Below are 21,898 nucleotides of genomic sequence, written 5' to 3'. Positions count from 1 at the left end.
GACATGATTCCGCTGTATCTGGCCTCTGGCTCGCCGCGCCGTCGTGAACTGCTGACCCAGATCGGCGTGCCGTTCACCACCGTCAGTGCACCCATCGACGAGACCCCGCGGCCTGGCGAAGGCGCGGCCGAGTACGTCGAGCGCCTGGCCCGGGCCAAGGCCGCAGCCGGGCTGGCCCAGGTAAGCGGGCCAGGGGTGGTGCTGGGCGCCGACACCGCCGTGGTGCTCGATGGTCGCATCCTTGGCAAGCCGCAAGATCGCGAACACGCCTTGGCCATGCTGGCCGAGCTTTCCAATCGTGAACACCAGGTACTCACCGCCGTCGCCCTGAGCGATGACCAGCGTTGCCTGAGCGCCTGTGTGGCGAGCAACGTGCGCATGCGTGCCATCGGTGCGCAGGAGGCCGAGCGCTACTGGGCCACTGGCGAGCCGCTGGACAAGGCCGGTGGCTACGCCATCCAGGGGCTGGGGGCGGTCTTCGTCACGAGCCTCGTCGGCAGCTATTCGGCGGTGGTCGGTCTGCCCTTGAGCGAGACGGCCGACCTGCTGGCGCAATTCGCCATCGCCTGCTGGCAGCAACATGAGGATTCAGCACCGCGCTAGCCAGCTATCCGCCAGCGATCCATCATTACCTGAGACCTTTGACGAGAGCCTGCCATGAGTGAAGAGATCCTGATCAACATCACCCCGATGGAGTCACGCGTGGCAGTGGTGGAAAACGGCGTGCTGCAGGAGGTGCATGTCGAACGCACCCAGCGCCGCGGCATCGTCGGCAACATCTACAAGGGCAAGGTGGTGCGGGTGCTGCCGGGCATGCAGGCGGCCTTCGTCGACATCGGCCTGGAGCGCGCCGCCTTCATCCACGCATCGGAGATCTCCCAGCGCGAAGGTTCGGCGGTGGAGACCATCACCGCGCTGGTCCACGAGGGCCAGGCCCTGGTGGTGCAGGTGACCAAGGACCCGATCGGCACCAAGGGCGCACGCCTGACCACCCAGCTATCGATCCCGTCGCGCTACCTGGTGTACATGCCGCGCAGCAGTCATGTCGGTATCTCCCTGAAGATCGAGGACGAAGCCGAGCGCGATCGCCTCAAACAGGTGGTCAGCGACTGCATGGAGCAGGAGGATATCCGCGATGCCGGCGGCTTCATCCTGCGCACTGCCGCCGAGGGCGCCCGCGCCGAAGAGATTCTCCAGGATATCCGCTACCTGCGCCGCCTGTGGGAGCAGATCGGCAGCCAGATCAAGACCTGCGGTGCGCCGTTGGTGATCTACGAGGACCTGGGCCTGGCCTTGCGTACCCTGCGCGACCTGGTCAACCCGAAGATCGAGAAGATCCGCATCGACTCCCGGGAAACCTTCCAGAAAACCACGCAATTCGTCGGCGAGCTGATGCCTGAGATCGCCGACCGCCTGGAACACTACCCGGGCGAGCGGCCCATCTTCGACCTCTATGGCGTCGAGGACGAAATCCAGCGTGCCCTGGAACGCAAGGTGCCGCTCAAGTCCGGCGGCTACCTGGTGGTCGACCCGGCCGAGGCGATGACCACCATCGACGTCAACACCGGCGCCTTCGTCGGCCACCGCAACCTCGAGGAAACCATCTTCAAGACCAACCTCGAGGCGGCCACCGCCATCGCCCGGCAACTGCGCCTGCGCAATATCGGCGGGATCATCATCATCGACTTCATCGACATGGAGGACGAAGAGCACCAGCGCCAGGTCCTGCGGACCCTGGAGAAGCAGCTCGAGCGCGACCATGCCAAGACCAACATCATCGGCATCACCGAGTTGGGCCTGGTACAGATGACCCGCAAGCGCACCCGCGAGAGCCTCGAGCAGGTGCTCTGCGAGCCCTGCATCGCCTGCCAGGGGCGTGGCAAGCTGAAGACACCCGAGACCGTGTGCTACGAGATCTTCCGCGAGATCCTCCGTGAGGCCCGGGCCTACCAGGCCGAGGGTTACCGGGTGCTGGCCAACCAGAAGGTGGTCGATCGCCTGCTCGACGAGGAATCTGGCAACGTCGCGGAGCTCGAGGCTTTCATTGGCCGAACCATCCGTTTCCAGGTGGAGTCCATGTATTCCCAGGAACAGTACGATGTGGTGTTGCTCTGACGCGTTATGAACACCCACGGCGCTCGGACGCACTGGCAAAGCCACGGCACCGAGCCATAGTTAAGGCACGACTTGGAGGGCCATGGCCATGGGACGTCTGACCCGCGTTCTGATCGCCTTGACCCGTTGGGGGCTGGGGCTCTGCGCCCTGTTCGCGGTGCTGGTGGCGCTGTATGTCAGCCTCGGCCGGCAATTGACCCCCCTGGTGGCCGAGTACCGTGCCGACGCCGAGATCAAGGCCGAGCAGGCCCTGGGCCTGCCGGTACATATCGGTGCCCTGGAAGGTCGTTGGAGCGGCCTGGCGCCAGTGTTGCAGGTACGTGACCTGCAACTGGGCGAGGACGCCGCGGCCTTGCGCCTGGACGACGTCAAGGTGGTGCCGGACCTGTGGGCCAGCCTCAAGGCGCGCGAGCTGCGCCTGGCGAACGTCCAGCTCGGCGGCCTGCAACTGATCCTGCGCGAGGACGAACAGGGCGCCTGGGTGCTCGAAGGCCTGCCACGCAAGGATGACACCCCGACGGATCCGGCGCAGGTCCTGCGCAGCCTGGGGCAACTGGGCCGCATCGATGTGTTCGACAGCCAGGTCACCCTCCACCCTTGGCAACGCGACCCCTTGACCCTCACCTACGTCAGTGCGGGCTTGCGCGCCGGCGCCTCGCGCCAGGTGCTGGACCTGCGGGCCACTCTGCCCGATGGCCAGCCCCTGGCCGCCAGCCTGCGTGGTCGTGCCGTACCCGGCAACTGGCGCGACAGTCGGCTCGAGGCCTACCTGAGCCTGCCGCAAAGCGACTGGGCCCGCTGGTTGCCGCCGCGCCTGCTGGGGCCGTGGCAGGCCACGACGCTGCGCGCCGGTGGCGAGTTCTGGATCGATTGGAACAAAGGACAACTGCAGCGCGCGGTGGCCCGCCTCAATGCACCGCAGTTGCAGGGCGCCCACGTCGGGCGTAAGGCCGTCACCCTCGACAACCTTGCCCTGAACGCCTGGCTTCGGCGGGGCAAGGACGGCTTCGACGTCACCGTGGACTCGCTCGCGGCCAGCATCGGCGAGACCCGCTGGGAAACCCACCTGCAACTGCAACAACGGTCAGGCACTGATCCGAGCCAGGAAAACTGGCAGGTCCAGGCCGATCGCCTCGACCTGACGCCGCTGACACCGCTGGTCGACGCCCTGGCACCGTTGCCGGACAACGTCATGACCGTGGTCGATGCCCTCAAGGTGACCGGTGCCCTGCGCAACGTGCGCCTGGACATCCGCCCCAAGGCCGAGGGCGACCAGCGTCTGAGCTTCGCCGCCAACCTGGAGAAGGTCGGTTTCGACGCCTATCACGGGGCGCCGGCGGCCGGCAACGTGAACGGCAGCATCAGCGGCGACCTCGGACACGGCGAGCTGCGCTTGGATACCGACGCCTTCATGCTGCACCTGTACCCGATCTTCGCCAAACCCTGGCACTACCAGAAGGCCAACGCCCGGCTCACCTGGCAACTGGACAAGGACGGCTTCACCCTGGTTGCGCCGTATATCAAGGTGCTGGGGGAGGAGGGCAAGATTGCCGCCGACTTCCTCATCCGCCTACTGTTCGAGGAAGGGCGCGAGGACTACATGGACCTGCGCGTGGGCCTGACCGAAGGCGACGGGCGCTACACCGCCAAGTACCTGCCCGAGGTGCTCAGCCCGGCAGTCGACGAGTGGCTGCGCAGCGCTATCGTCAAGGGCACCGTCGACGAAGGCTACTTCCAGTACCAGGGTTCGCTGAACCATGGTGCGCCGCCGCAGGCGCGCAGCATCAGCCTGTTCTTCAAGGTGCGCGATGCGTCACTGGACTTCCAGCCTGGCTGGCCGCAGGTGCAGCAGGTCGATGGCGATGTCTACATCGAGGACAGCGGCGTGCGCATCAAGGCCAAGCGTGGCTTGCTGCTCGACACCCAGGTCAGCGACGTCAGCGTCGACATCCCCCATGTCGAAGGCGACCAGCACAGCCACCTGTACCTGGAGGGCGACTTCGATGGCCATCTGGGCGATGGCCTGAAGATCCTCCAGCAAGCGCCGATCGGTACCGGCGAGATCTTCGCCGGTTGGGAAGGCGAGGGGCCGCTCAAGGGCAAGGTCAAGCTCGACATTCCCCTGGCCCATGGCCTGCATCCCAAGGTGCGGGTGGACTTCGCCACCGCCAATGCCCGCCTCAAGGTGGCGCCGCCGACCCTGGAACTGAGCCGTCTGAAGGGCGACTTCAGCTTCGACCTGGACAAGGGCCTGAGTGGCAAGGGCATCAGCCTGCAGGCATTCGGCAAGCCGGTCACCGCGCAGATCGTCGCCGAAGGCCGGCCCGGTCAGATGCAGACCCGTATCGATGCCAGCGGCCAGGTGGCGCTCAAGACGTTGACCGACTGGTTGCAGTTCGGGCAGCCGCTGCCGGCCTCGGGTGACCTGCCATACCGCTTGCAACTGAGCCTCGGCGCCCGCGACAACCGGTTGACGGTCAACTCCACGCTCAAGGGCCTGGCCATCGACCTGCCGGCACCGTTCGGCAAGGCTGCGGCGGGCACCCGTGACAGCCGCTTCAGCATGACCCTGCAGGGCGAGGAGCGACGCTTCGACGCCGGTTATGCCGACCTGGCCCGTCTGGCCTATGCCGCGCCGGCCGACAAGCTGGCCCAGGGCCGTGGCGAACTGTTGCTCGGCAGCGGCAATGCGCTGCTGCCCCCCGGCCAGGGCCTGCGCGTGCGTGGCCGGCTCGAAAGCCTGGACGTGGCGCCCTGGCAGCAGCAACTGGAGCGCTTCGCCGGCCAGGCGCCGGGTGACAATGCCCGACAGAACCTGCTGGGTGTCGACCTGAGCATCGGTCAACTGAAGGCCTTCGGCCTGGACCTGAACCAGGCTGTGGTTCGCCTGGCCCGGGGCAGCGCGGCCTGGGACCTGCGGCTGGACAGCCGGGAGGTCATCGGCAATGCCCGCATCCCGGACGCCAAGGCCGCGCCCATGAGCGTGCGCCTGCAGACCCTGCGCCTGCCCGCGGCCAACCCGGCCCAGGTCCAGGCCGAGGATGCGCCTGACCCATTGGCTTCCTTCGATCCGCGCAAGGCGCCGTCCCTCGACCTGACCATCGACAAGTTGTTCCGCGGCGACGACCTGTACGGCCGCGCAGCGGTGAAGCTGCGGCCGACCGCGCGTGGCGTTTCGCTGAACGATATCGACCTCGACCTCAAGGGCCTGCGCATCGGCGGTAGCGGTGGCTGGGAGGGCGAGCCGGGGCGTAGCGCCAGCTGGTACAAGGGGCGCCTGGAGGGCAAGAACCTTGCCGAGGTGCTCAAGGGCTGGGGCTTTGCCCCGACCGTCACCAGCCGTGACTTCCGCCTCGACGTGGATGGCCGCTGGCCGGGCTCGCCAGCCTGGGTCGGTCTCCAGCGCTTCTCCGGCAGCCTCGACGCGGCCCTGCGTAGTGGCCAGTTCATAGAGGTGGAGGGCAGTGCCCAGGCCCTGCGGGTGTTCGGCCTGCTCAATTTCAACTCCATCGGCCGCCGCCTGCGCCTGGACTTCTCCGACCTGTTCGACAAGGGCCTGGCCTACGATCGGCTCAAGGGCCTGCTGGTGGCCAGCAATGGGGTCTACGTGACCCGTGAGCCGATCACCATCACCGGGCCATCGAGCAATTTCGAACTCGACGGCACCCTGGACATGGTCCGCGACCGGGTCGATGCCAACCTGCAGGTGACCCTGCCGGTGACCAACAACCTGCCCCTGGCCGCACTGATCGTCGGGGCGCCGGCAGTCGGTGGCGCGCTGTTTCTGGTCGACCGCCTGATCGGCGATCGCGTGGCCCGCTTCGCCAGCGTGCACTACCGCATCGAGGGCCCATGGAAAGAGCCTAGAATCACATTTGTGAAACCTTTCGAGAAACGTCAATGAAGTCAGCGGTCATCCAGATGGTCAGCCAGGACGATGTGCTGGCCAACCTGCAACGTGCCACGGCGCTGCTGGAGCAGGCTGCCTTCGGCGGCGCCAGGTTGGCAGTGCTGCCGGAGAACTTCGCCTCCATGGGCCGGCGCGATGCGGCCGCGATAGGCCGGGCCGAGGCCATGGGCGAGGGGCCGATCCTGCCATGGTTGAAACGCACGGCTCGCGACCTCAGGTTATGGATTGTCGCCGGTACCTTGCCGTTACCGCCGGTCGGCCAGCCCGATGCCAAGGCCCACGCCTGCTCGCTGCTGGTCGACGAGCATGGCGAGCTGGCGGCGCGCTACGACAAGCTGCACCTGTTCGACGTGGATGTCGCGGACAGCCGTGGCCGTTACCGGGAGTCCGACGACTATGCCCATGGCGGCCAGGTGGTCGTCGCCGACACCCCGGTGGGGCGTCTGGGCCTCTCGGTGTGCTACGACCTGCGTTTCCCCGAGCTGTACAGCGCCCTGCGCGCTGCCGGGGCAGAGCTGATCAGTGCGCCCTCGGCCTTCACCGCGGTGACCGGCGCGGCCCACTGGGAGGTGCTGATCCGCGCCCGGGCCATCGAAACTCAGTGCTACCTGCTGGCCGCGGCCCAGGGCGGCACCCATCCAGGGCCGCGGGAAACCCACGGCCATGCGGCGATCATCGACCCTTGGGGGCGGATCGTCGCCGAACAGGCGCGCGGCGAAGGCGTTTTGCTGGCCGAGCGCGATATCGATGAACAGGCGTCCATACGGGCGCGAATGCCGGTCGCCTTGCACCGGCGCTTTTTCTCGCAGGACGCCTTGCGGCCTGCGCACACCTCGGAGTGACTATGAGCCAGATGTTATCCACCGTCAGCGAGCAGCTCCTGGCCCCGGGCGGACTGACCCTGGACAGCCTGCAGGCTGTGCTGGGCGAGTTGGCCGGCCCCGGTATCGACGCCGCCGACCTGTATTTCCAGGGCCAGATCTCGGAAACCTGGGCCCTGGAGGACGGCATCGTCAAGGAAGGCAGTTTCAACCTCGACCAGGGCGTGGGCGTGCGAGCCCAGTCTGGCGAGAAGACCGGCTTCGCCTACAGCAATGCGATCAACCTCGAGGCCCTGACCTCGGCGGCCCGTGCTGCCCGCTCGATTTCCCGTGCCGGCCAGGAGGGGCGTGTGCAGGCGTTTCGCAGCCAGGAGGTGACGCCCCTGTATGCCGCGGACAACCCCCTGGACGTGCTGAGCAGGGCGGAAAAGGTCGAGCTGCTCAAGCGTGTCGATGCTGCCACCCGGGCCCTGGACCCAAGGATCCAGCAGGTCACCGTGAGCATGGCCGGGGTCTGGGAGCGCATCCTGGTGGCTGCCGCCGATGGCAGTCTGGCCGCCGACGTGCGTCCGCTGGTGCGCTTCAACGTCAGCGTGATCGTCGAGCAGAACGGCCGGCGCGAGCGAGGTGGCCAGGGTGGCGGCGGGCGTACCGACTATCGCTATTTCACCGAGGAGCGGGTCATGGGCTATGCCCGAGAGGCGCTGCGCCAGGCGCTGGTCAACCTCGAGGCCAAGCCGGCACCGGCGGGTACCTTGCCGGTGGTGCTCGGCCCGGGCTGGTCCGGCGTGCTGTTGCACGAGGCGGTGGGGCATGGCCTGGAAGGCGACTTCAACCGCAAGGGCAGCTCGGCCTACAGCGGGCGCATCGGTGAAAAGGTAGCGTCGACGCTGTGCACCATCGTCGACGATGGCACCTTGGAAGGCCGCCGTGGTTCGCTGAGCGTCGATGACGAAGGGACGCCGACGGAATGCACCACGCTGATCGAGAACGGCATCCTCAAGGGCTACATGCAGGACAAGCTCAATGCCCGGCTGATGGGCATGGCCGTCACCGGCAACGGGCGCCGCGAGTCCTACGCGCACCTGCCGATGCCGCGCATGACCAACACCTACATGCGGGCCGGAGACAGCGATCCGCAGGAGATCATCGCTTCGGTGAAGAAAGGCCTGTATTGCGCCAACCTCGGCGGTGGGCAGGTGGACATCACCAGCGGCAAGTTCGTGTTCTCCACCAGCGAGGCCTACCTGATCGAGGACGGCAAGATCACCGCGCCAGTCAAGGGCGCGACCCTGATCGGCAACGGCCCGGAGGCCATGAGCCGAGTGTCGATGGTCGGCAACGACCTGGCCTTGGACAGTGGTGTGGGAACCTGTGGCAAGGATGGGCAATCGGTGCCGGTCGGCGTTGGCCAACCGACCCTGAAACTCGATGCCATCACGGTGGGTGGTACGGGAGCGTGAAAAAGTCGGGGCCGCCATGCAGTCCTTTCGCGACACGCAGCCGTTCCCGCGAGGGGCTGCGTGACAGCCCCGAGACGGGCCTCAGCGCAGGCCGCGCTGGGTTTCGTCGAGGTCGCGGATGTACTTGAAGACCTTGCGCGCGGCGGCAGGCGGCTTGTTCCGCGCCTTCTCGTGCTGGGCATGGCGGATCAGCGAGCGCAGGTGCTGGCGATCGGCCTCGGGGTACTCGTTGATGAAGCGCTCGAGGTCTTCATCGGTGCCATCGACCAGTCGGTCGCGCCAGCGCTCGAGGTTGTGGAAACGTTCGTTGTACTGGCGGCTCGAGCTGTCGATCTGCTCGAGCACGGCATGAATGGCGTCGAGGTCCTGGTCGCGCATCAGCTTGCCGACGAACGACATGTGGCGTTTGCGGGCGCCATGCGCGGTGTGCTTGACGGACTCGGCCAGCGCCTTGCGCAGCCCATCGGTCAAGGGCAGGCGCGCCAGGGTGTCGGCCTTGAGCGTGGTGAGACGCTCGCCGAGCTCGACCAGCGCGTGCAGTTCGCGCTTGATCTGGGTTTTGCTTTTTTCGCCGTCGAAGGCGTCGTCGTAAGAATCAACCATGGTGGCAGTCCGCTGGAAAACGCCGCCATGATAACCAGTCGGGGGCCGCTTGTCCGGTCCGGTCGTAGAATGACCCAAGCCGTACGCAGAATTTTGAGTGGAGAGAACCATGAGTGCAGTCCAGAGCGTAGGCCCCAAGGACCTGCCGGCGTTGCAGGAACAGGTCGAAGCGATCATCGCCGAAGCGCGCCGCCAGGGTGCCAGCGCCTGCGAGGTGGCGGTGTCGCTGGAGCAGGGCCTGTCCACCACGGTACGTCAGCGTGAAGTCGAAACGGTCGAGTTCAATCGCGACCAGGGCTTTGGCATCACCCTGTATGTCGGCCAGCGCAAAGGTTCGGCCAGTACCTCGGCGAGCGGCCCGGAGGCGATCCGCGAGACCGTGGCCGCCGCCCTGGCCATCGCCCAGCATACGTCCGAGGATGATTGCGCGGGGCTGGCCGACGCGGCGCTGATGGCCCGGGATATCCCCGACCTCGACCTTTACCACGACTGGGACATCAGCCCCGAGCAGGCCATCGAGAAGGCGCTGGCCTGCGAGGCGGCGGCTTTCGAGGCCGACCCACGCATCCGCAACGCCGACGGTACCACCCTCAATACCCACCAGGGTTGTCGGGTGTATGGCAACAGCCATGGCTTCATCGGCGGCTATGCCTCCACCCGCCATAGCCTCAGTTGCGTGATGATCGCCGAGGGCGAGGGGCAAATGCAGCGTGACTATTGGTACGACGTCAATCGCCAGGGCCACTTGCTGGCCGACCCGCGCAGCATCGGCCAGCGTGCCGCCCAGCGCGCCGCCAGCCGCCTTGGCGCGCGTCCGGTGCCGACCTGCGAGGTGCCGGTGCTGTTTTCCGCCGAGCTGGCGGGCGGCCTGTTCGGCAGCTTCCTGTCGGCCATTTCCGGCGGCAACCTGTACCGCAAGTCGTCGTTCCTCGACGGTGCCATCGGCCAGCGCCTGTTCCCGACCTGGCTGACCATCGACGAGCGTCCGCACCTGCCGCGGGCCCTGGGCAGCGCCGCGTTCGATGGTGACGGCCTGGCGACCTATGCCAAGCCGTTCGTCGACAAAGGTGAGTTGGTGTCCTACCTCCTCGGGACCTATTCGGGCCGCAAGCTGGGCCTGCCGAGCACGGCCAATGCCGGCGGTGTGCACAACCTGTTCGTCAGCCATGGTGTGGAGGACCAGGCGGCGTTGATCCGGCGCATGGGCCGAGGCCTGCTGGTGACCGAACTGATGGGCCATGGGCTGAACATGGTGACGGGTGACTACTCGCGCGGCGCGGCGGGCTTCTGGGTGGAAGATGGCGAGATCCGCTTCCCGGTCCAGGAAGTGACGATCGCCGGTAACATGAAGGACATGTTCCAGCAAATCGTCGCCATTGGCAGTGATATCGAAACCCGCAGCAACATCCACAGCGGCTCGGTGCTGATCGAGCGGATGACCGTGGCGGGTAGCTGAACCTCAAGCCGTGTGATGTCAATTGGGGCTGCCTAGCAGCCCCTTCATTGGGCACATTCGAATAAGCATCATCACGTCGTCGCGCCGATTTTTCACGGCGCGCGAGGCGTTGGTTTTCGCCTTGCTCTTGAAGTGATTCTATTTATCACTTAATAATGAATATCATTATCCAGTAACCCGGCGATGATGTTCATGAAACCCGTCCTCCACGAACTGCCCTACCTGGAAAACTGGCGCTGGCTCAGCCGGCGCATCCGCTGTGCCCTCGAACCCGACGAGCCCCGGCTGATCGATCACTACCTGGCCGAAGGCCGCTACCTGGTGTGCTGTACCGAAACCTCGCCCTGGACGGTGGCCCTGACCTCGTTCCGCCTGCTCCTGGATACCGCCTGCGACCGCATGCTGCCCTGGCACTGGCGTTGCCTGTGCCTGGACCAGGCCTGGCGTCCGTTGCTCGACCTGCGCAACCTCGACCGTCGCGAACAGAACCAACGCTGGCAGCCCTACGCCTTGCAACTGGCCAATTGCGTGCTGCTGCCTTCGATTTCTCCCGATGAACTGATGCAAGGACTTGATGATGAGTGATACCCGTATCGAGCGTGACAGCATGGGCGAACTGCAGGTGCCGGCCCAGGCGCTGTACGGTGCCCAGACCCAGCGCGCGGTCGACAACTTCCCGATCAGCGGCCAGCGCATGCCGGCCCAGTTCATCCGCGCGCTGCTGCTGGCCAAGGCCGCGGCGGCCAAGGCCAACGTCGAGCTGGAGCAATTGAGCGCCGAGCAGGGCGCAGCCATCGTCGAGGCGGTGGAGCAACTGCTGGCCGAGGATTTCATCCGGCACTTCCCGGTGGATGTGTACCAGACCGGCTCGGGCACCAGCTCGAACATGAACGCCAACGAGGTGATCGCCACCCTGGCCAGCCGCGTGCTGGGCGACAAGGTCAATGCCAACGACCACGTCAATTGCGGTCAGAGCAGCAACGACATCATCCCCACCACCATCCACGTGAGCGCCGCGCTGGCCCTGCACGAGCAACTGCTACCGGCGTTGCGTCACCTGGTCCAGGTGATCGAAGCCAAGGCTGACCAGGTGCATGCCTACGTCAAGACCGGCCGCACCCACCTGATGGACGCCATGCCGGTGCGCATGAGCCAGGTCCTCGGTGGCTGGGCTGCCCAGGTCAAGGCTGCCCAGGCGCATATCGAGGCGACTTTGCCGAGCCTGCAATCGCTGGCCCAGGGCGGTACCGCAGTGGGCACCGGGATCAATGCCCATCCGCAGTTCGCCGCGGGCTTCGCCCGCCAGCTCAGCGCGCTGACCCAGGTCGAGTTCACCCCCGCTGACAACCTGTTCGCCCTGATCGGCTCCCAGGATACCGCCGTGGCCCTGTCCGGCCAGCTCAAGACCACTGCCGTGGCCTTGATGAAGATCGCCAACGACCTGCGTTGGATGAACTCCGGCCCCCTGGCCGGCCTCGGCGAAATCGAGCTGCAGGCCCTGCAGCCGGGCTCCTCGATCATGCCGGGCAAGGTCAACCCGGTGATCCCGGAGGCCACTGCCATGGTCGCCGCCCAGGTGATCGGCAACGACGCGACCATCGCCGTGGCCGGGCAGTCGGGCAACTTCGAGCTCAACGTGATGTTGCCGGTCATCGCTTGCAACCTGCTCGAGAGCATCGAACTGATGGCCAACGCCAGCCGCCTGCTCGCCGACAAGGCCATCGCCAGCTTCAAGGTCAACGAGGCCAAGCTCAAGGAGGCGCTGTCGCGCAACCCGATCCTGGTCACCGCGCTGAACCCGATCATCGGCTACCTGAAGGCCGCCGAGATCGCCAAGACTGCCTACAAGCAGGGGCGCCCGATTATCGACGTGGCGCTGGAGCACACTGACCTGTCGCGCGACCAGTTGGAGGCGCTGCTGGACCCTGAAAAACTCACCGCCGGCGGTATTTGATCCAGCACCGCCCAGGAGACACGTCATGCAGCACTGGAAACGCACCACGGAAACCGCCAACCGCCTGTTCGAACAGGGCGAGCTGGTCGATGCCCGGGAACACTACCTGCAGGCCCTGGCGCTGGCCCAGGTGTTGTTCGAGCGCTGGCATGACGTGGACGAAGCGGTGGCTGCGTTCGTCATCGCCCACCACAACCTGGCCGACCTGCACTTGCGCCTGAACCAGCCTCATGAGAGCGCCGACTACCTGTGCGCCGCCCACCAGCGCTTGCTTCAGGCCAGCCAGGACCCGCGCCTGCCCCAGGCCCTGCGCGAGGCGGCGTTGCGCCACAGCGGCCGGACCTACACCGAGTTGCTGGGGTTCATCGCCGAATACGGCCAGTACCCGCGTACCGAGCGCCTGCTCGATCGCCATGCGCCAGGGGCGAGCGAGCTGGCCGCCCAGCGCGAACCGATTCATCGTTCACACGCCTACGGAATCCATTGACATGCCCCATACCTTGCCTGCGTTGCCTTATGCCTACGATGCGCTGGAGCCGCATATCGATACCCAGACCATGGAGATCCACCACACCAAGCACCACCAGACCTACATCAACAACCTCAACGCCGCCATCGAAGGCACCGAATGGGCCGAATGGCCGGTCGAGAAGCTGGTGGGCGCGGTCAAGCAACTGCCCGAGCAACTGCAAGGCGCGGTGGTCAACCAGGGCGGCGGCCATGCTAACCACACCTTGTTCTGGACTGTGATGTCGCCCAAGGGCGGTGGCCAGCCCCAGGGCCAGGTGGCCAAGGCCATCGACGAGCAACTGGGTGGCTTCGAGGCCTTCAAGGAGGCTTTCACCAAGGCTGCGCTGACCCGCTTCGGCAGCGGCTGGGCCTGGCTCAGCGTGACCCCGGCCAAGACCCTGGTGGTGGAGAGCAGCGGTAACCAGGACAGCCCCTTGATGCACGGCAACACGCCGATCCTCGGCCTGGACGTCTGGGAGCATGCCTATTACCTGAAGTACCAGAACCGTCGTCCGGAATACATCGGTGCGTTCTACAACGTCATCGATTGGGCTGAAGTCGAACGCCGCTACCTTGAAGCCCTGAAGTGAGTCGAACCGGTATGCGCTCGGAGGTGATGTCTGTCAGCAGTGTGCGCCTGTTTCGGCTGGCGCTGGGCACCTTGCTGTTGTTGGTCGGCACTGCGTTGCTGGTGGCGCGCGGCATCGCCTGGCTGGACCTCGAGCCGCGCATGCTGCGCGCCCTCGAGGGCGGAGCGCTGTGTGCCTTGGGCACGGCGCTGGGCGCGGTGCCGGTACTGGTCATCCGCAACATGCCGGTGGCCCTGGCCGACACCCTGCTGGGCTTCGGCGCTGGGGTGATGCTGGCGGCCACGGCGTTTTCCCTGATCATCCCCGGGCTGGATGCGGCCCAGGCCATTGGCTTCAGCCCTTGGGGCGCCGGTGGGCTGATCAGCTTCGGCCTGTTGTTCGGTGCCCTGTGCCTGTTCCTGGTCGACCTCAAGGTGTCGGGCGCCTCGCCGGAGGCTTTGGTCGGTGGCGAGAACAAGCCGGTGATCGCCGCACGGATCTGGCTGTTCGTCATTGCCATCATCGCGCACAACATCCCGGAAGGCATGGCCATCGGTGTGTCGGCTGGCGGCGGCATGGCCGATGCCGACAGCCTGGCCATGGGTATCGCCCTGCAGGACGTACCCGAGGGCTTGGTGATCGCCCTGGTGCTGGCGGGGGCGGGGATGCCACGTTTCAAGGCGTTCCTGATCGGGGCCGCTTCCGGGTTGGTCGAGCCGCTGGCGGCGGTGGTGTGCGCCTGGCTGGTGAACATCGCCGAGCTACTGCTGCCACTGGGCCTGGCCTGCGCGGCGGGGGCCATGCTGTTGGTGGTGACCCAGGAGATCATCCCTGAGTCTCGCAGCAACGGCCATCATCGCTTGGCCAGCCTGGGGCTGTGCGTCGGCTTCTGCCTGATGATGGTGATGGATACGGCGATGTCGTGAGCATGGCGAAGGTGGGGAGTACCTTTTATTGCTTATGCCGTTGGCTCAGGCATAGATCACTTCCACGCGTCCTTCACGACGTGTGCGCGGGGCGGCCTTGATGACAATTTGTATATCCCGCCCCAGGCGCGCCAGGCACTCGATCATCTTCGTTTCGCTGATGCCGCGGAATAGACGGCGCGATAGGTGTTGTTGCCATGATCTTCCACGACTTCGAGCCTGAGAAGCCTTTCAAGGCCTTCGTTTGCGGATGCCTGCCTCCCTCCTGCGCCAAGTGCGGGGCAAAACCGAAGACATCTTGGACATCGGCGGGGCGTTTCTGAATATCTTTCCTACTGCTGCCGACCCAATACAAAGGCTTGATTTGCTTGTGTGGTTCCATGGGATCGCCTTCAATCCATACCGATATAGGTAAGGCAATCGAACAGAACCTGCTCCTGACAATTGGCAGGAGATGTTGCGCAAAGGTTCGAGGGAATCCCGGGGGCTATTCGCCTTCGTCGAAGCGATTGTTGATCAGTGCCACCAATGCATCCATGGCCGCGTCATCCTGCTCGCCCTCGGTGTGCAGGTGGACCTGGGTACCCTTGCCAGCGGCGAGCATCATCACCGCCATGATGCTCTTGCCATCCACCAGCTTGTCCGGTGCGCGGCCCACCCTGATCTGGCAGGGGAAGCGCCCGGCCACGCCGACGAACTTGGCGGCCGCCCGGGCATGCAGACCCAGCTTGTTGATGATGGTGATTTCGCGGGCGGGCATCGTGGTGCGGGTCCTGTGGGCTAGAGGTCGCGGTGGCGGACCTGGACGTTTTTCAGGGATTGCTGCAACTGCTGGCCCAGCCGTTCGGTCAGGTACACCGAGCGGTGGTGACCACCGGTGCAGCCGATGGCGATGGTGACATAGGCGCGGTTGCTGGCGGCGAAGCGTGGCAGCCACTTGAGCAGGTAGCTGGAGATGTCCTGGAACATCTCCTCGACATCCGGCTGGGCGTCGAGGTAGTCGATCACTGGCTGCTCCAGGCCGGAGTGCTCACGCAGTTCCGGCTTCCAGTAGGGATTGGGCAGGCAGCGCACATCGAACACCAGGTCGGCATCCACAGGCATGCCGCGCTTGAAGCCGAAGGACTCGACCAGGAAGGCGGTACCGGGCTCAGGCTGGTTGAGCAGGCGCAGCTTGATCGAGTCGCGCAACTGGTAGAGGTTGAGGCTGGTGGTGTCGATCTTCAGGTCCGCCAGGTCGGCGATCGGGCCGAGCAGTTCGCTCTCGACGCGGATCGCCTCGGCCAGGGAGCGATCGGCGTTGGTCAGCGGGTGGCGCCGGCGGGTCTCGGAGAAGCGCTTGAGCAGGGTCTCCTCGTCCGCATCCAGGTACAGCACGTCGCACTGGATATGCCGGGCACGCGCCTCCTCGAGCAATTCGGGGAATCGCGACAGATGGCTGGGCAGGTTGCGTGCATCGATGGAGACGGCGACCTTCGGTTGCAGCATCTCGGTATTGACCAGCGCATTTTCCGCCAATTGCGGCAACAACCCGGCAGGCAGGTTGTCGATGCAGTAGTAGCCGTTGTCTTCCAGCACGTCGAGGGCGGTACTCTTGCCGGAGCCGGACCGGCCGCTGACGATGATCAGGCGCATGTTCAGTGCTCGTTCTGTGCGTCCAGGACTACCTGGTACAGGGCCTCGCTGCTGTCGGCGGCACGCAGGCGATCGCGGACCTCCTTGCGATCGAGCATGCTGGCGATCTGGCGCAGCAGTTCAAGGTGGGCATCGGTGGCGGCTTCCGGTACCAGCAGGACGAACAGCAGGTCCACGGGAGCGCCGTCGATGGCGTCGTAGTCGATGGGGGCATCCAGGTGCAGCAGGGCGCTGACCGGTGCGGTGCAGCCTTCGAGCCGGCAGTGGGGAATGGCGATGCCATTGCCGAAACCGGTGGAGCCCAGCTTCTCGCGGGCGACCAGTTTCTCGAATACGTCTTCCATTTCCAGTTCGGTCACGTCCCTGGCGATCAGGGTGGCGATTTCCTGGAGCACACGCTTCTTGCTGCCGCCCGGCACGTTCACGAGGGAACGGCCGGGGGTCAGGATGGTTTCAAGTCGGATCATGGATGAGGGGGATCAGCGGGCGGCTGCACCTTGCAGCAGGCTTTGCTGTTTTTCCTTGTGTTTTTTCAGTTGGCGGTCGAGCTTGTCAGCCAGGGCGTCGATCGCTGCATACATGTCTTTGTCTTCGGCGTTTGCAACCACTTCGCCGCCGGGAATCTGCAGGGTCGCCTCGACCTTCTGCTGCAACTTCTCGACTGTCAGGATGACCTGCACGTTGGTGATCTTGTCGAAGTGGCCCTCCACGCGAGCGAGCTTCTCGAGTACGTACTCACGCAGCGGCTGGGTGACTTCTACATGGTGTCCACTGATGTTGACTTGCATACAGCTTCTCCTTTGTTGCCCGTGCATAAAGGGCAGGTATTGCACCTGCCACTGAAACGCTATGGCACAGCCAGGGGCTACATCAGTCGCTTGCGTTCGCTCGACGGTGCGATGCCGAGGGACTCACGATACTTGGCGACGGTGCGACGGGCTACCTGGATGCCTTGTGCCTCCAGTAAACCAGCGATCTTGCTGTCACTCAATGGCTTTTTCTGATTTTCCGCCGCAACCAGTTTCTTGATGATCGCACGGATCGCCGTGGACGAGCATTCGCCGCCTTCGGCGGTGCTCACATGGCTCGAGAAAAAGTATTTCAGTTCGTAGATGCCACGGGGCGTGTGCATGTATTTCTGCGTCGTGACCCGGGAAATGGTCGATTCGTGCATGCCCACCGCCTCGGCGATGTCGTGCAGGACCAGCGGCTTCATCGCCTCGTCGCCATGGTCGAGGAAGCCACGCTGGTGCTCGACGATCTGGGTGGCGACCTTCATCAGCGTCTCGTTGCGGCTCTGCAGGCTCTTGATGAACCAGCGCGCCTCCTGCAACTGGTTGCGCATGAAGGTGTTGTCGGCGCTGGTGTCGGCGCGGCGGACGAACCCGGCATACTGTGGATTGACCCGCAGGCGCGGGATCGCTTCCTGGTTCAGTTCCACCAGCCAGCGGTCGTTGTCCTTGCGCACGATGACATCGGGGACCACGTACTCCGGCTCGCTCGACTCGATCTGCGAGCCCGGGCGCGGATTGAGGCTCTGCACCAGCTCGATGACCTGGCGCAGTTCGTCTTCCTTGAGCTTCATGCGGCGCATCAGCTGGCTGTAGTCGCGGCTGCCGAGCAGGTCGATGAAGTCGGTGACCAGGCGCTGGGCTTCGGCCATCCACGGCGTGCTGGCTGGCAGTTGGCGCAGTTGCAGCAGCAGGCATTCGCCCAGGTTGCGTGCGCCGATGCCGGCGGGCTCGAATTGCTGGATACGGTGCAGCACCGCCTCGACTTCATCCAGCTCGATATCCAGCTCTGGCTCGAAGCCGGCGCAGATTTCCTCGAGGCTGTCTTCCAGGTAGCCCTGGCCGTTGATGCTGTCGATGAGGGTGACGGCGATCAGGCGGTCGGTGTCGGACATCGGCGCCAGGTTCAGTTGCCACAGCAGGTGGCTTTGCAGGCTCTCGCCGATCGACGTGCGGGTGGTGAAGTCCCACTCGTCGTCATCGCTGCTGGGCAGGCTGCTGGCGCTGGTCTGGTAGATGTCCTCCCAGGCCGTGTCCACCGGCAGCTCGTTGGGGATGCGCTCGTTCCATTCGCCATCCTCCAGGTTGTCGGCACTGGCCGTGCTTTCCTGGAAACTGCTGTCCTGGGGTTCGCTGGCCGGTTTGCTCTCGGCGTTGTCGGCCATCGGGTCGCTGTTGTCGAAGTCGTCGCCGTCTTCCTGACGTTCGAGCATCGGGTTGGACTCCAGCGCTTCCTGGATTTCCTGCTGAAGGTCCAGGGTGGAGAGCTGAAGCAGACGGATAGCCTGTTGCAACTGCGGGGTCATCGTCAGTTGCTGGCCCATTTTTAGGACGAGCGATGGTTTCATGGCAGGGGCTAAATACCTTGTTCGCCGGCGCACATGCGCCATCCACTACAGAGAGGGCGCCGGGGCGCCAACTTCAAGCAAGTTTTATGCCTTAAATTGTAGCGTTTGCCTAGAGCACTGTATCACTTAAGCCCTTCTCGGGCGCCTGTGCCAGTGCTCCGGGCAGACTCCTAGCGTTAGAGCCGGAACTCGTGGCCCAGGTAAACCTCCTTGACCAGGTCGTTGGCCAGGATGGTCTCGGCGTCGCCTTCGGCGATCAGCTGGCCATCATTGACGATGTAGGCGGTTTCGCAGATATCAAGGGTTTCGCGCACGTTGTGGTCGGTGATCAGCACGCCGATGCCCTTGGCCTTGAGGTGGTGGATGATCTGCTTGATATCGCCTACGGAAATCGGGTCGACACCGGCGAAGGGTTCGTCCAGCAGGATGAACTTCGGCGCGGTGGCCAACGCACGGGCGATCTCGACACGGCGGCGTTCGCCACCGGAGAGGCTCATGCCGAGGTTGTCGCGGATGTGGCTGATGTGGAACTCCTGCAGCAGGCTTTCCAGTTCCTTGCGTCGGCCGTCACGGTCCAGATCCTTGCGGGTCTCGAGGATGGCCATGATGTTGTCGGCCACCGACAGTTTGCGAAAGATCGAGGCTTCCTGCGGCAGGTAGCCGATACCGGCACGGGCGCGGCCGTGCATGGGCTGGTGGCTGACGTCGAGGCTGTCGATCAGCACGCGGCCCTGGTCGGCCTGGACCAGCCCGACGATCATGTAGAAGCAGGTGGTCTTGCCGGCGCCATTGGGACCGAGCAGGCCGACGATCTGGCCGCTGTCGATCGACAGGCTGACGTCGCGGACGACCTGGCGGCCCTTGTAGCTCTTGGCCAGGTGCTGGGCTTTGAGGGTTGCCATCTGATTTACTCGGCCTTCTTCTTCGGCTGGATCACCATGTCGATGCGCTGACGCGGCGAGGTCACGTTGCCACCGCGACCGGCGGTAGCCACCTGGGTCTTGGTGTTGTAGACGATCTTCTCGCCCTCGGTGGTGTTGCCTTCGTTCTCGACCTTGGCGCGGTCGGTGAGGATCACCATGTCCTTCAGCGCCTGGTACTGGATGGTCACGGCCCAGCCCTTCATCTTGTCGGGCTTGGCGGCGCTCTGCTGCTGCTCGAAGTAGGCCAGGTTGCCCACCGAGGTGACCACGTCGATATCGCCGGAGGCGGCGCGGGTGATGGTCACGGTATTGCCTTTGATCATCATCGAGCCCTGGGTGATGATCACGTCGCCGGTGTAGGTGGCAACGCCCTGCTTGTCATCCAGGTGGGCGTTGTCGGCCTGGATGCGGATGGGCTGGTCACGGTCGTTCGGCAGGGCCAAGGCGCTCGCGCTTCCCAGTGCCGCGCCCAGGCTGAGCAGAAGGGGGAGGGTTTTAACGAGCCTCATACTGTCCTCTTACGTTGGACAGCAGGTCCATCCTGCCGTCTTTCAGATACGCTTTCATTCCTTTGCCCGTGGTCGTGCCACCGGCGCCGTCGATTCTAACGGCTTGCTCGGTCTGCGCATATTGCTTCTGCGGGAACACGGTCATGCGGGTAGTGGTGATGATGGTATCGCGTTGTTTCGCGTCGGTACGGGCAACGCGGACCTTGTCGATCAGCTCGACCTCGCTACCGTCCGGGTTGACCTCGGCGCGTTCACTCTGTACGTGCCAGGGATACGGGGTGCCCCGATACAGGTGCAGGTCGGGCTTGGTCACCAGGGTCACTTCGCTGGCCTTCAGGTGCTCGACCTTGTCGGCGGTCATTTCGTACTGCAGCTTGCCGTCGGGCAGGAACTGCACGCTGTGGGCGTTGATCGCGTAGTAGTCGATGGCGCTCTGGTCGACCTGGGCCACTGGCCTGTCGAGGAAGCTCTCGGGGCTGATGTTCCAGTAGCCGACCGCCACCAGCAGGGCGGCGATCGCACCGAACAGCGCGATGTTTCGGGCTTTCTTGCTGAGCATGTACGGCCTTACAGGTAGTTGGCGTTGGCAGCGTCCAGGGTTCCCTGGGCCTGCATGATCAGTTCGCAGAACTCGCGGGCGGCGCCTTCGCCGCCACGTGCCTGGGTCACGCCATGGGCGTGCTGGCGCACGAACGGCGCGGCATTGGCTACTGCCATGCCCAGGCCGACCCGGCGGATCACCGGCAGGTCGGGCAGGTCGTCGCCCAAGTAGGCAACCTGTTCATAGCTTAGGCCCAGTTCCGCCAGCAGGCCGTCGAGTACCACCAGTTTGTCCTCGCGGCCTTGGAACAGGTGCGGGATACCCAGGTTCCTGGCCCGGCGTTCGACCACCGGGGTCTTGCGCCCGCTGATGATCGCCGTGGTCACGCCCGAGGCCATCAGCATCTTGATGCCATGGCCGTCGAGGGTATTGAAGGTCTTGAATTCGCTGCCGTCCTCGAGGAAGTACAGGCGGCCATCGGTAAGCACGCCATCGACGTCGAACACCGCCAGCTTGATCGCCTTGCCGCGTTGCATCAGGTCCTGGTTCATCGCGTCGCTCCCCATCACATCACCCCCGCGCGCAGCAAGTCATGCATGTTCAGGGCGCCGACCGGGCGGTCGTCCTGGTCGACCACCACGAGTGCGTTGATCTTGTGGTCTTCCATGATCTTCAGGGCTTCGGCGGCCAGCATCTCGGCGCGGGCAGTCTTGCCGTGGACGGTCATCACCTGGTCGATCGGGGTCTTGTGCACGTCGATGTTGCGATCCAGGCTGCGGCGCAGGTCGCCGTCGGTGAAGATACCGGCCAGCTTGCCGTCGTTTTCCAGGACGACGGTCATGCCTAAACCTTTACGAGACATTTCAAGGAGTGCGTCCTTGAGCAGGGTGCCGCGCTTCACTTGGGGCAGTTCGTCGTCCGCATGCATGACGTTTTCCACTTTCAGCAACAGGCGGCGGCCAAGTGCGCCGCCCGGGTGCGAGAAAGCGAAGTCCTCGGCGGTGAAGCCGCGCGCCTCGAGCAGGGCGATGGCCAGGGCGTCGCCCAGGGCCAGGGCTGCGGTGGTGGACGAGGTGGGCGCCAGGTTCAATGGGCAGGCCTCCTGGGCGACGCGGGCATCGAGGTTGACCTCGGCGGCCTGGGCCAGGGGCGAATCCGGGTTGCCGGTGAGGCTGATCATCTGGATGCCCAGGCGCTTGATCAGCGGCAGCAGGGTGACGATCTCGGCGGTGCTGCCTGAGTTGGACAGGGCCAGGATGACGTCGTCGCGGGTGATCATGCCCATGTCGCCGTGGCTGGCTTCGGCCGGGTGCACGAAGAAGGCCGGGGTGCCGGTGCTGGCGAGGGTTGCGGCGATCTTGTTGCCGATGTGGCCCGATTTGCCCATGCCGAGCACGATGACCCGGCCCTTGCTGGCCAAGATCAACTCGCAGGCCTTGACGAAATTATCGTCGATGCGGGCCAGCAGGGCCTCCACGGCCTCGACTTCCAGGCGCAGGGTGCGCTGGGCGGATTGGATCAGCTCGCTGGATTGGCTCATGTCGAAAAACGATGCCTGATGAAAAGGCGCCGATTATAGCCGCAATGTGTGAAAGGCTCATCCT

At 64.9% G+C, this 21,898-nt stretch carries 22 protein-coding genes and 1 pseudogene; 11 read left to right on the top strand and 12 right to left on the bottom strand.

The window, feature by feature from the left end; genetic code table 11:
- Positions 1-3 precede the first annotated feature (3 nt).
- The 5 genes from WCE05_RS01365 (at position 4) to tldD (ending at position 8,309) form a co-directional block, all read left to right on the top strand.
- Entirely contained in the window at positions 4-603 is a 600-nt protein-coding gene (locus WCE05_RS01365) for a nucleoside triphosphate pyrophosphatase (protein ID WP_225787159.1), read from the top strand.
- A 54-nt stretch (positions 604-657) separates the two neighbouring features.
- Entirely contained in the window at positions 658-2,115 is a 1,458-nt protein-coding gene (gene rng, locus WCE05_RS01360; RefSeq protein WP_225787160.1) for a ribonuclease G, read from the top strand.
- 82 nt (positions 2,116-2,197) lie between these two features.
- The gene (locus WCE05_RS01355) at positions 2,198-6,019 is read left to right on the top strand and encodes a YhdP family protein (protein WP_368815338.1); all 3,822 of its coding nucleotides are present in this window, start codon (positions 2,198-2,200) and stop codon (positions 6,017-6,019) included.
- Positions 6,016-6,867: a carbon-nitrogen hydrolase family protein gene (locus WCE05_RS01350; protein ID WP_225787162.1), complete on the top strand. Its 852-nt coding sequence runs from the start codon at positions 6,016-6,018 to the stop codon at positions 6,865-6,867. Before WCE05_RS01355 ends, WCE05_RS01350 begins: the two co-directional genes overlap by 4 nt.
- Before the next feature lie 2 nt (positions 6,868-6,869).
- Positions 6,870-8,309 (top strand): metalloprotease TldD, encoded by a 1,440-nt coding sequence (gene tldD / locus WCE05_RS01345; RefSeq protein WP_225787163.1) that lies wholly within the window; start codon positions 6,870-6,872, stop codon positions 8,307-8,309.
- A gap of 81 nt (positions 8,310-8,390) precedes the next feature.
- Here tldD and yjgA read toward each other — a convergent pair whose 3' ends face one another.
- Positions 8,391-8,912 (bottom strand): ribosome biogenesis factor YjgA, encoded by a 522-nt coding sequence (yjgA, locus tag WCE05_RS01340; RefSeq protein WP_225787164.1) that lies wholly within the window; start codon positions 8,910-8,912, stop codon positions 8,391-8,393.
- 109 nt (positions 8,913-9,021) lie between these two features.
- Between yjgA and pmbA the strand changes: the two genes are divergently transcribed.
- From pmbA to WCE05_RS01310, 6 genes are all read left to right on the top strand, one after another.
- The gene (gene pmbA / locus WCE05_RS01335) at positions 9,022-10,368 is read left to right on the top strand and encodes a metalloprotease PmbA (protein WP_225787165.1); all 1,347 of its coding nucleotides are present in this window, start codon (positions 9,022-9,024) and stop codon (positions 10,366-10,368) included.
- A 183-nt stretch (positions 10,369-10,551) separates the two neighbouring features.
- Positions 10,552-10,953 carry a FagA protein gene (locus tag WCE05_RS01330; RefSeq protein ID WP_225787166.1) on the top strand — a complete coding sequence of 134 codons (402 nt, stop codon included), beginning with the start codon at positions 10,552-10,554 and terminating at the stop codon, positions 10,951-10,953.
- The gene (gene fumC / locus WCE05_RS01325; RefSeq protein ID WP_368815336.1) at positions 10,946-12,322 is read left to right on the top strand and encodes a class II fumarate hydratase FumC; all 1,377 of its coding nucleotides are present in this window, start codon (positions 10,946-10,948) and stop codon (positions 12,320-12,322) included. Before WCE05_RS01330 ends, fumC begins: the two co-directional genes overlap by 8 nt.
- Positions 12,323-12,347: 25 nt before the next feature.
- The gene (locus WCE05_RS01320; RefSeq protein ID WP_253081369.1) at positions 12,348-12,809 is read left to right on the top strand and encodes a DUF2753 domain-containing protein; all 462 of its coding nucleotides are present in this window, start codon (positions 12,348-12,350) and stop codon (positions 12,807-12,809) included.
- A gap of 1 nt (position 12,810) precedes the next feature.
- A complete protein-coding gene (locus WCE05_RS01315) occupies positions 12,811-13,422 on the top strand; it encodes a superoxide dismutase (protein WP_225787169.1) in 612 nt (203 codons plus the stop codon).
- An 11-nt stretch (positions 13,423-13,433) separates the two neighbouring features.
- A complete protein-coding gene (locus WCE05_RS01310) occupies positions 13,434-14,327 on the top strand; it encodes a ZIP family metal transporter (RefSeq protein WP_253081375.1) in 894 nt (297 codons plus the stop codon).
- Between the two features lie 45 nt (positions 14,328-14,372).
- Here WCE05_RS01310 and WCE05_RS01305 read toward each other — a convergent pair.
- The 11 genes and pseudogenes from WCE05_RS01305 to WCE05_RS01255 form a co-directional block, all read right to left on the bottom strand.
- Positions 14,373-14,498 (bottom strand): annotated as a pseudogene (locus WCE05_RS01305) (transcriptional regulator); the annotation flags it as partial.
- A 316-nt stretch (positions 14,499-14,814) separates the two neighbouring features.
- Positions 14,815-15,087 (bottom strand): HPr family phosphocarrier protein, encoded by a 273-nt coding sequence (locus WCE05_RS01300; RefSeq protein ID WP_225787170.1) that lies wholly within the window; start codon positions 15,085-15,087, stop codon positions 14,815-14,817.
- A 20-nt stretch (positions 15,088-15,107) separates the two neighbouring features.
- Positions 15,108-15,962, bottom strand: a complete 855-nt coding sequence (gene rapZ / locus WCE05_RS01295; protein ID WP_225787171.1) for an RNase adapter RapZ — start codon at positions 15,960-15,962, stop codon at positions 15,108-15,110.
- A gap of 2 nt (positions 15,963-15,964) precedes the next feature.
- Positions 15,965-16,429: a PTS IIA-like nitrogen regulatory protein PtsN gene (gene ptsN / locus WCE05_RS01290; protein WP_225787172.1), complete on the bottom strand. Its 465-nt coding sequence runs from the start codon at positions 16,427-16,429 to the stop codon at positions 15,965-15,967.
- A 12-nt stretch (positions 16,430-16,441) separates the two neighbouring features.
- Positions 16,442-16,750 (bottom strand): ribosome-associated translation inhibitor RaiA, encoded by a 309-nt coding sequence (gene raiA, locus WCE05_RS01285; protein WP_225787173.1) that lies wholly within the window; start codon positions 16,748-16,750, stop codon positions 16,442-16,444.
- A gap of 77 nt (positions 16,751-16,827) precedes the next feature.
- Complete coding sequence (locus tag WCE05_RS01280; RefSeq protein WP_225787174.1) at positions 16,828-18,321, bottom strand: RNA polymerase factor sigma-54; 1,494 nt, start codon at positions 18,319-18,321, stop codon at positions 16,828-16,830.
- A 176-nt stretch (positions 18,322-18,497) separates the two neighbouring features.
- Positions 18,498-19,223, bottom strand: coding sequence for an LPS export ABC transporter ATP-binding protein (gene lptB / locus WCE05_RS01275; protein ID WP_225787175.1), 726 nt, complete (start codon positions 19,221-19,223; stop codon positions 18,498-18,500).
- 5 nt (positions 19,224-19,228) lie between these two features.
- Positions 19,229-19,753 (bottom strand): lipopolysaccharide transport periplasmic protein LptA, encoded by a 525-nt coding sequence (lptA, locus tag WCE05_RS01270; RefSeq protein WP_225787176.1) that lies wholly within the window; start codon positions 19,751-19,753, stop codon positions 19,229-19,231.
- Positions 19,740-20,312 carry an LPS export ABC transporter periplasmic protein LptC gene (lptC, locus tag WCE05_RS01265; RefSeq protein ID WP_225787177.1) on the bottom strand — a complete coding sequence of 191 codons (573 nt, stop codon included), beginning with the start codon at positions 20,310-20,312 and terminating at the stop codon, positions 19,740-19,742. The genes lptA and lptC overlap by 14 nt, the downstream gene beginning before the upstream one ends.
- A gap of 8 nt (positions 20,313-20,320) precedes the next feature.
- The gene (locus tag WCE05_RS01260) at positions 20,321-20,845 is read right to left on the bottom strand and encodes an HAD family hydrolase (protein ID WP_225787178.1); all 525 of its coding nucleotides are present in this window, start codon (positions 20,843-20,845) and stop codon (positions 20,321-20,323) included.
- A 14-nt stretch (positions 20,846-20,859) separates the two neighbouring features.
- Positions 20,860-21,834 (bottom strand): KpsF/GutQ family sugar-phosphate isomerase, encoded by a 975-nt coding sequence (locus WCE05_RS01255; protein WP_225787179.1) that lies wholly within the window; start codon positions 21,832-21,834, stop codon positions 20,860-20,862.
- Between the last annotated feature and the right edge of the window lie 64 nt (positions 21,835-21,898).

Source organism: Pseudomonas sp. I2 (assembly GCF_040984075.1).
GTDB classification, from domain to species: Bacteria; Pseudomonadota; Gammaproteobacteria; order Pseudomonadales; family Pseudomonadaceae; genus Aquipseudomonas; species Aquipseudomonas guariconensis_B.
Note: the sequence above shows the minus strand (reverse complement) of the source record. Positions and strands in the feature narration are given on the sequence as shown.

What these genes read in the sequence shown, in the direction of transcription:
- WCE05_RS01365 (WP_225787159.1), top strand. Translation starts at nt 4, where the DNA reads ATGATTCCGCTGTATCTGGCCTCTGGCTCGCCGCGCCGTCGTGAACTG.
- rng (WP_225787160.1), top strand. Translation starts at nt 658, where the DNA reads ATGAGTGAAGAGATCCTGATCAACATCACCCCGATGGAGTCACGCGTG.
- WCE05_RS01355 (WP_368815338.1), top strand. Translation starts at nt 2,198, where the DNA reads ATGGCCATGGGACGTCTGACCCGCGTTCTGATCGCCTTGACCCGTTGG.
- WCE05_RS01350 (WP_225787162.1), top strand. Translation starts at nt 6,016, where the DNA reads ATGAAGTCAGCGGTCATCCAGATGGTCAGCCAGGACGATGTGCTGGCC.
- tldD (WP_225787163.1), top strand. Translation starts at nt 6,870, where the DNA reads ATGAGCCAGATGTTATCCACCGTCAGCGAGCAGCTCCTGGCCCCGGGC.
- yjgA (WP_225787164.1), bottom strand. Translation starts at nt 8,912, where the DNA reads ATGGTTGATTCTTACGACGACGCCTTCGACGGCGAAAAAAGCAAAACC.
- pmbA (WP_225787165.1), top strand. Translation starts at nt 9,022, where the DNA reads ATGAGTGCAGTCCAGAGCGTAGGCCCCAAGGACCTGCCGGCGTTGCAG.
- WCE05_RS01330 (WP_225787166.1), top strand. Translation starts at nt 10,552, where the DNA reads ATGATGTTCATGAAACCCGTCCTCCACGAACTGCCCTACCTGGAAAAC.
- fumC (WP_368815336.1), top strand. Translation starts at nt 10,946, where the DNA reads ATGAGTGATACCCGTATCGAGCGTGACAGCATGGGCGAACTGCAGGTG.
- WCE05_RS01320 (WP_253081369.1), top strand. Translation starts at nt 12,348, where the DNA reads ATGCAGCACTGGAAACGCACCACGGAAACCGCCAACCGCCTGTTCGAA.
- WCE05_RS01315 (WP_225787169.1), top strand. Translation starts at nt 12,811, where the DNA reads ATGCCCCATACCTTGCCTGCGTTGCCTTATGCCTACGATGCGCTGGAG.
- WCE05_RS01310 (WP_253081375.1), top strand. Translation starts at nt 13,434, where the DNA reads ATGCGCTCGGAGGTGATGTCTGTCAGCAGTGTGCGCCTGTTTCGGCTG.
- WCE05_RS01300 (WP_225787170.1), bottom strand. Translation starts at nt 15,087, where the DNA reads ATGCCCGCCCGCGAAATCACCATCATCAACAAGCTGGGTCTGCATGCC.
- rapZ (WP_225787171.1), bottom strand. Translation starts at nt 15,962, where the DNA reads ATGCGCCTGATCATCGTCAGCGGCCGGTCCGGCTCCGGCAAGAGTACC.
- ptsN (WP_225787172.1), bottom strand. Translation starts at nt 16,429, where the DNA reads ATGATCCGACTTGAAACCATCCTGACCCCCGGCCGTTCCCTCGTGAAC.
- raiA (WP_225787173.1), bottom strand. Translation starts at nt 16,750, where the DNA reads ATGCAAGTCAACATCAGTGGACACCATGTAGAAGTCACCCAGCCGCTG.
- WCE05_RS01280 (WP_225787174.1), bottom strand. Translation starts at nt 18,321, where the DNA reads ATGAAACCATCGCTCGTCCTAAAAATGGGCCAGCAACTGACGATGACC.
- lptB (WP_225787175.1), bottom strand. Translation starts at nt 19,223, where the DNA reads ATGGCAACCCTCAAAGCCCAGCACCTGGCCAAGAGCTACAAGGGCCGC.
- lptA (WP_225787176.1), bottom strand. Translation starts at nt 19,753, where the DNA reads ATGAGGCTCGTTAAAACCCTCCCCCTTCTGCTCAGCCTGGGCGCGGCA.
- lptC (WP_225787177.1), bottom strand. Translation starts at nt 20,312, where the DNA reads ATGCTCAGCAAGAAAGCCCGAAACATCGCGCTGTTCGGTGCGATCGCC.
- WCE05_RS01260 (WP_225787178.1), bottom strand. Translation starts at nt 20,845, where the DNA reads ATGAACCAGGACCTGATGCAACGCGGCAAGGCGATCAAGCTGGCGGTG.
- WCE05_RS01255 (WP_225787179.1), bottom strand. Translation starts at nt 21,834, where the DNA reads ATGAGCCAATCCAGCGAGCTGATCCAATCCGCCCAGCGCACCCTGCGC.